Origin of the sequence: Paraburkholderia sp. BCC1876 (assembly GCF_902833695.1) — a bacterium.
GTDB lineage: Bacteria > Pseudomonadota > Gammaproteobacteria > Burkholderiales > Burkholderiaceae > Paraburkholderia.
Genome location: NZ_CADFGI010000096.1, coordinates 1 through 444, shown reverse-complemented (window position 1 = coordinate 444; position 444 = coordinate 1). Strand labels below are relative to the sequence as shown.

The 444-nt window shown below is 66.4% G+C and carries 1 pseudogene; it reads right to left on the bottom strand.

The features are described from left to right. Positions 1 to 398: pseudogene (locus HWY05_RS37945) on the bottom strand (purine nucleoside permease); the annotation flags it as partial. Positions 399 to 444: the final 46 nt, after the last annotated feature.

Sequence of the window (444 nt, the reverse complement as noted above, 5' to 3'; positions counted from 1 at the left end):
GCCGGATCCACACCGGCGATGCCCGAGACCAGGAAGTAGGTGCGGCGCAGGTCGAACTTCGGCGAGAAGCTCAGCGCCATGATGGTGGCCGCCGCGTTCGCGTAACCCATGCCGGTGGTCACCACGCAGACGTCCTGGCGGTTGCACTGCACGTTTGGATAATCGGGCGAGAGGCCTTCCACCTTGACCGGCGTCCAGGGGCCGATCCGATCGGTCCAGGCCTGCCCTTCCGGCCCGAACATGGTGATGATTATCACCTTGGGGGCGCGCGTGCCGCCCGCGTGGGCGGCGCCGTCCTGCGCGTCCTGGGTGGTGGCGGAGTTCTGCGCGACGGAAGGCACCGTGGCGCAGGCGGCCAGCGAGAACACGGCCGCGGAAATCATCGAGCGAGTCAGCATCGTCGTTCCTTATGAATGGAGTGGTGAGAACGGCTATCGACATGCG